This is a genomic window from Pseudomonas sp. GW821-FHT07F05, from assembly GCF_059418765.1.
Genome location: NZ_JBWKQL010000018.1, coordinates 90,303 through 96,456, shown reverse-complemented (window position 1 = coordinate 96,456; position 6,154 = coordinate 90,303). Strand labels below are relative to the sequence as shown.

Annotated in this window: 6 protein-coding genes; 3 read left to right on the top strand and 3 right to left on the bottom strand. The window is 60.8% G+C overall.

Translation table 11 applies throughout. The features are described from left to right. Positions 1–135: 135 nt before the first annotated feature. Together AC07RO_RS25155 and yccS are read left to right on the top strand one after the other, a co-directional pair. Entirely contained in the window at positions 136–1,314 is a 1,179-nt protein-coding gene (locus AC07RO_RS25155) for a BaiN/RdsA family NAD(P)/FAD-dependent oxidoreductase (protein ID WP_346626880.1), read from the top strand. A gap of 320 nt (positions 1,315–1,634) precedes the next feature. Then, complete coding sequence (gene yccS, locus AC07RO_RS25150; RefSeq protein ID WP_192171161.1) at positions 1,635–3,842, top strand: YccS family putative transporter; 2,208 nt, start codon at positions 1,635–1,637, stop codon at positions 3,840–3,842. Here the strand turns inward: yccS and AC07RO_RS25145 are convergent. Further along, positions 3,823–4,560 carry a substrate-binding periplasmic protein gene (locus AC07RO_RS25145; RefSeq protein ID WP_495087343.1) on the bottom strand — a complete coding sequence of 246 codons (738 nt, stop codon included), beginning with the start codon at positions 4,558–4,560 and terminating at the stop codon, positions 3,823–3,825. The genes yccS and AC07RO_RS25145 overlap by 20 nt on opposite strands. Before the next feature lie 205 nt (positions 4,561–4,765). On the opposite strand from AC07RO_RS25145, the gene AC07RO_RS25140 reads away from it, so the two are divergent. Then, positions 4,766–5,224 carry a GNAT family N-acetyltransferase gene (locus AC07RO_RS25140; RefSeq protein WP_192130954.1) on the top strand — a complete coding sequence of 153 codons (459 nt, stop codon included), beginning with the start codon at positions 4,766–4,768 and terminating at the stop codon, positions 5,222–5,224. Positions 5,225–5,303: 79 nt separating this feature from the next. Here AC07RO_RS25140 and AC07RO_RS25135 read toward each other — a convergent pair whose 3' ends face one another. After that, entirely contained in the window at positions 5,304–5,600 is a 297-nt protein-coding gene (locus AC07RO_RS25135; protein WP_346629374.1) for a winged helix-turn-helix domain-containing protein, read from the bottom strand. Between the two features lie 31 nt (positions 5,601–5,631). Further along, the gene (locus AC07RO_RS25130) at positions 5,632–6,150 is read right to left on the bottom strand and encodes a YgjP-like metallopeptidase domain-containing protein (protein WP_495008563.1); all 519 of its coding nucleotides are present in this window, start codon (positions 6,148–6,150) and stop codon (positions 5,632–5,634) included. Positions 6,151–6,154 lie beyond the last annotated feature (4 nt).

Sequence of the window (6,154 nt, the reverse complement as noted above, 5' to 3'; positions counted from 1 at the left end):
CTCCCACAGGGGTTGCGCGGCCTTGTAGGAGCGACCGGGGTGGCGCTCCACCTTGCTCGCGAAAGCGTCAGCAGAATCAACATTGATCGCTGAAAGATTCCACGATCTTCTTCCCGATATTCCGAGGACACCGCTTTGCCCGTTACTGACGTTGTGATCATCGGCGCCGGCGCCGCAGGTTTGATGTGTGCATTCACGGCGGCCCAGCGTGGGCGCAAGGTCATGTTGATCGATCACGCCAACAAGCCGGGCAAGAAAATCCTCATGTCGGGCGGCGGTCGCTGCAACTTCACCAACCTGTACACCGAGCCCGCCAACTTCCTCTCGCAGAATCCGCATTTCTGCAAATCGGCGCTGGCCCGCTACACCCAGTGGGATTTCATCGAGCTGGTGGGCAAGCACGGCGTGCCGTACCACGAAAAGAAACTCGGCCAACTGTTCTGCGACAACAAGTCCAGCGACATCCTCGATCTGCTGCTCGCCGAATGCCACACCGCCGGCGTGAGCCTGCATATGGACACTTCGGCGCAGAGCATCGAGAAAACCGAAAGCGGTTACCTGCTGAAAACCACCCTGGGCGAGCTCCGTTGCGAGTCGCTGGTGATCGCCACAGGCGGGCTGTCGATTCCGACGCTGGGCGCCACCGGTTTCGGTTATCAGGTCGGCAAGCAGTTCGGCCACACGCTATTGCCTACCCGGGCGGGCCTGGTGCCGTTCACCATCACCGATCAATTGAAAGAGCTGTGCACCGAGCTGACCGGCACGTCGGTCGATTGCCTGGTGAGCTGCAACGACGTCAGCTTTCGCGAGAACATCCTGTTCACCCACCGCGGTTTGAGCGGGCCGGCCATTCTGCAGATTTCGTCATTCTGGCAGCCGGGCGACACGGTCGAAATCAACCTGATGCCCGACCACGACGCCCACAACTGGCTGACCGAGCAACAGGCCGAACGCCCGAACAGCGAATTGAAGACGCTGCTCGGCGAGATTTTCACCAAGAAAATGGCCAACCTGATTGCCGAGCAATGGTTTGTGTCCAAGCCGATGAAGCAGTACACCCACGCTGAACTGGCCGACATCGCCACCAGACTGGCGAGCTGGCAAGTGGTACCGGCGGGCACCGAAGGGTATCGCACGGCAGAAGTGACACTGGGCGGCATCGACACCCGCGAGGTGTCGTCCAAGACCATGGAATCCCTGAAATCACCGGGGCTGTATTTTGTCGGTGAGGTACTGGATGTCAGCGGGCATCTGGGCGGCTTCAACTTCCAGTGGGCCTGGGCCTCGGCGTATGCGGCGGCGCAGTTCGTCTGAGCAGTCGTTGCGAGCAAGCCTACAACGTCACACACGCACGCGATCTCTGTAGGAGCAATCGGAGTTTACGACGGTCGCGAAGAGGCCGGGTCAGGCAATACACATTCAGTGCCTGACCTTGCGCCTTCGCGACCGTTGTTACCTCCGATTGCTCCTACAAGTGCGTGTCGCAAATGAGAGCGGCACCATTGGGGTCAAGGTGCGTTTTGAGGTATTGGCATCCGCCCCGGAATAAATTTTGCTAACCGGATGTACAGCGCGCATTCGGCGCTGTACATATCCCTCAGCAAAATCAATCGCGAACAAGGCCGTCAGCGTTCATGGCATCGACATCGTTGCGCAATACATTCCGCCGTCTCTGGGCGCTGGACAAGTTTTCCTACAGCGTGCGGGTTTTCATCGCGCTGACCGGCAGCATGGCTCTGTGCTGGTACCAGAACGAGATGTCTCAGTTGATCCCGCTGTTCCTTGGGATTATCGCCAGCGCCCTGTCGGAAACCGACGACAGCTGGCAGGGCCGCCTCAATGCGCTGGCCGTGACGCTGGTGTGCTTCAGCATCGCGGCGCTGTCCGTGGAGCTGCTGTTCCCCTACCCCGTGGTGTTTATCTGCGCGTTTGCCTTCGCGGCGTTTTGCCTGACGATGCTCGGCGCGCTGGGCGAGCGCTATGGCGCCATTGCCTACGCAACGCTGATTCTCTCGGTCTACACCATGATCGGCGTCGACCAGCGCGGCGGCGAAGTCACCGATTTCTGGCACGAACCCATGCTGCTGGTCGCGGGCGCGGCGTGGTACGGCCTGCTGTCGGTGCTGTGGCAGATGCTGTTTTCCAATCAGCCGGTGCAGCAGGCCCTGGCCCGACTGTTTCGCGAGCTGGGCCTGTACCTGAAGCTCAAATCAGAGCTGTTCGAGCCGATTCGCACCCTGGATATCGAAGCCAAGCGCCTGGAGCTTGCCAAGCAGAACGGCAAGGTCGTCGGCGCACTCAACGTGACCAAGGAAATCATCCTCAACCGTGTGGGCAGTGGCCGCCCCGGCTCGAAGGTCAGCCGCTACCTGAAGCTGTACTTCCTGGCCCAGGACATCCACGAACGTGCCAGTTCGTCGCACTATCCGTACAACTCCCTGGCCGAGGCGTTCTTCCACAGTGACGTGCTGTTTCGCTGCCAGCGCCTGCTGCGCCAGCAAGGGCGAGCCTGCCGTGACCTGTCGGCGTCGATCCAGCTGCGCCAGCCGTTCATCTATGACGACAGCTTCGCCCACGCGCTCAATGATCTGCGCGCCTCCCTCGAACACCTGCGCATTCAGAGCAATCCGGCGTGGCGCGGGCTGCTGCGTTCGTTGCGGGCGCTGGCCAATAACCTTGGCACCCTTGACCGGCTGCTCAGCGATGCGAGCAACCCCGACGCCCTGGCGGACGCCACCGACAGCAGTCTGCTGGACCGCTCGCCGCGCAACCTCAAGGACGTCTGGACGCGCTTGCGCCTGCAACTGACGCCGACCTCGCTGTTGTTCCGTCACGCCCTGCGCCTGCCATTGGCGCTGGTCATCGGCTACATCATGGTTCACCTGATTCACCCGTCCCAGGGTTACTGGATCATCCTCACCACGGTGTTTGTCTGCCAGCCAAGCTACGGCGCCACGCGGCGCAAACTCGGGCAGCGCATCATCGGCACCGCCATTGGCCTGACGGCGGGCTGGATTCTGTTCGACCTGATCACAACGCCAGTCCTGCAATCGATGTGCGCGGTGCTGGCCGGCGTGGTGTTCTTCGTCAACCGCACCACGCGCTACACGCTGTCGACGGCGGCAATCACAGTGATGATCCTGTTCTGCTTCAATCAGGTCGGCGACGGTTACGGCGTGTTCCTGCCGCGCCTGCTGGACACGCTGCTGGGCAGCCTGATCGCCGGCCTGGCGGTGTTCCTGTTCCTGCCGGACTGGCAAGGTCGCCGGCTGAACAAGGTGCTGGCCAACACGCTGTCGTGCAACAGCATTTACCTGCGCCAGATCATGCAGCAGTACGCGAACGGCAAGAGCGACGATCTGGCCTATCGACTGGCCCGACGCAACGCCCATAACGCCGACGCGGCACTGTCCACCACGCTGGCCAACATGCTCATGGAGCCCGGGCATTTCCGCAAAGAGGCCGACGTGGGTTTCCGCTTCCTGGTGCTGTCACACACGCTGCTCAGTTATCTGTCGGGCCTGGGGGCCCATCGGGACGCACCGCTGCCGCCCGAAGTGCGCGAGCAGCTGATCGAGGGCGCCGGGGCCAGCCTTGCCGCGAGCATCGATGAAATCGCCCAGAGCCTGGCGATGCGTGAGCCGGTGGCGGTGCAAAGCGACGCTGAGGAGGCGCTGGCGACGAGCCTGGAACAGATGCCGGAAGAAATCGACGAAGGCCAACGGCTGGTGCAAACCCAACTCGCGCTGATCTGCCGTCAGTTGGGGCCGTTGCGCACCCTCGCAGCGCACTTGATCAAAGATCCCGTCAAAGAACCCGACCTCACAGACCGTGCAGCTTGATGAGCTTGTCGTACGTGCCGTCGGCTCTCATGTCGGCGATAGCCTTGTCGAAATCCAGAACGATCTGCTGATGATCCGCCCGCTTGATGCTGACCAGCATGTGCAAACTGTTTTCGCTCAGTGACTTGGGCAGAAATTCAACGCTGGCCTGCACGTCCGCAGGCTCGCGATTGAGGGCAAAGCGCGCCGCGTACTCGTCTTCCACCGTTAAGTCGACCCTGCCCGCCGCGAGCATCCTGACAGCGGTCGAGAAATTCGCAACCGGCACCTTCTTCAGCTCGGCATCGGCGTCGAATTCGGGCGAATAGGCGTAGCCGCGCACGACGGCAATGGAATAGCCGTGCAGCTGCGACAGGCTCTGAAAGTCGATGGCGGCTTCTTTGCGTTTCAGGAAACGCAGGCGGTTAATCAGGTATGGTGCAGAGAAAACCCCAATGCGCGTGCGGTCTTCGCTGTACCAGGCGTTGATGACGATGTCATACCGCCCTTCGCTCAGCCCGTGAATCGCCCGCGCCCAGGGGACCTGCTCGTATTCGGTGTCATAACCGGCGCGGCCCAGGGCCGTGCGAATCAGATCAGTGGAAAGCCCGTCGTGCAGCAATGACACGTCGGCATAAGGCGCCCACGCATCGCCAGCGAGACGCAATGTCTGCGCGACCGCGCCTTGGGCTATCAGCATCATTCCCAACAGCCCTGCGGCGCACAGCAAACGCGACATGCTCAGCTTCCTTGTGGCAACTGGCCTTCAGTGAAGACGCATTTTGCGCATTGCACAACTCATAACACTGCGATGTTTGTGCTGCAGTTCAACAAAATGACGCGCCGTTGATTGAATCAGTGCCGAGCCCTGCTCGCCGCGAATTTGGGCTTGCGCCGATATGCGTTTAGTATCCGGCATCCACTTCTTCTCGCAGGCCGGCGTCATGTCTATCAACTGGATTTGCAAACACCATACCGACCTTGGAAAAGAGCAGCTGTACGCCATTCTGCAACTGAGGGCGCAGGTGTTCGTGGTGGAGCAGAAATGCTGGTATCTGGACGTCGATGGCCAGGATTTGCTGGGCGATACCTGCCATCTCATGGCTTGGCAGGATGATCAACTGGTCGCCTACCTGCGCCTGCTGGACCCGATTCAGCAGAACGGTGACGTGACCATTGGCCGCGTGGTGACTGCACCATCGATGCGCAACAAGGGCATGGGTCATGAATTGATGGTTCAGGCGCTGAAACACGCCGAACTTCAGTGGCCGGACCAGCCGATATTTCTCTCGGCCCAGGCGCATTTGCAGGGTTATTACAGCCGCTACGGCTTTAATCCGGTGGGCGAGGTGTACGTCGAGGACGGCATCCCGCACATCAGCATGCGTCGCGATCTGGACTGATCCGGCGCGGGGACCCCGATGTCCCTCGCAGGACCGGCTTTAGCCGGGAAGCTCTAGAATCAACGCCCCCGACACGACGTCACGGATACCCGAGCACCGTCTTGATGGCCTGCAGATTGTCCTCGATCCAGCGGCGGTCAATTGCGCCCCAGTCATGAATCCGGTAACCGCCGGCATGATTGCGGCCGCCATCCAGTTGTTCGAATTCGCAGACGATGTCCAGATCAGCCAGCGCCGCGATGGTGTCCTGGGCCGTGCGACGGGGCATGCCGGTGACGTCGGTCAGTGCCGGTACGCTGCTGGCGATGCCGCTGTCGATCAGATACGCCACATACAGGCGGCGGTAGAAACTGCTCTTGGTCTTGCTGACGTCCATTAAAACTTCCTTGAAAAGCGCTAGCGGCTGATCAGCGCACGGCCGTCTGCATGTCCCGCCAGGTCAGGTAGATGCGCAGGTCGAATTCCAGCTGGTGATAGCCCGGTTGCATGTGTTCGCACAACTGATAGAACGCCTTGTTGTGGTCCGACTCCTTGAAGTGCGCCAGTTCGTGGACCACGATCATCTTCAGAAACTGCGGCGCGGCCTCCTTGAACAGCGCAGCCACGCGGATTTCCTTCTTGGATTTAAGCTTGCCGCCCTGCACCCGCGACACGGTGGTGTGCAGGCCCAGCGCGCGGTGGGTCAGGTCCAGGCGGTTATCGAACAGCACTTTGTCGATGTTCGGCGCGTTGCGCAGGTATTCCTGCTTGAGCGCCAGCGCATAGGCGTACAGCGCCTTGTCGCTCTGGATTTCGTGACGATCCGGGTAGCGCTGCTGCAGATAATCCGTCAGCCGGTCCTGCGAGATCAGCTGCCGAACCTGATCCTGCAGGCCTTCGGGATAAGCCTGCAGGTATTTGAGCGGCATGGGGGTAGTGACAGTCATGGTC

Excerpts from the sequence above, each read along its gene's own strand:
- yccS (WP_192171161.1), top strand. The coding sequence starts at position 1,635 with ATGGCATCGACATCGTTGCGCAATACATTCCGCCGTCTCTGGGCGCTG.
- AC07RO_RS25140 (WP_192130954.1), top strand. The coding sequence starts at position 4,766 with ATGTCTATCAACTGGATTTGCAAACACCATACCGACCTTGGAAAAGAG.
- AC07RO_RS25130 (WP_495008563.1), bottom strand. The coding sequence starts at position 6,150 with ATGACTGTCACTACCCCCATGCCGCTCAAATACCTGCAGGCTTATCCC.
- AC07RO_RS25135 (WP_346629374.1), bottom strand. The coding sequence starts at position 5,600 with ATGGACGTCAGCAAGACCAAGAGCAGTTTCTACCGCCGCCTGTATGTG.
- AC07RO_RS25145 (WP_495087343.1), bottom strand. The coding sequence starts at position 4,560 with ATGTCGCGTTTGCTGTGCGCCGCAGGGCTGTTGGGAATGATGCTGATA.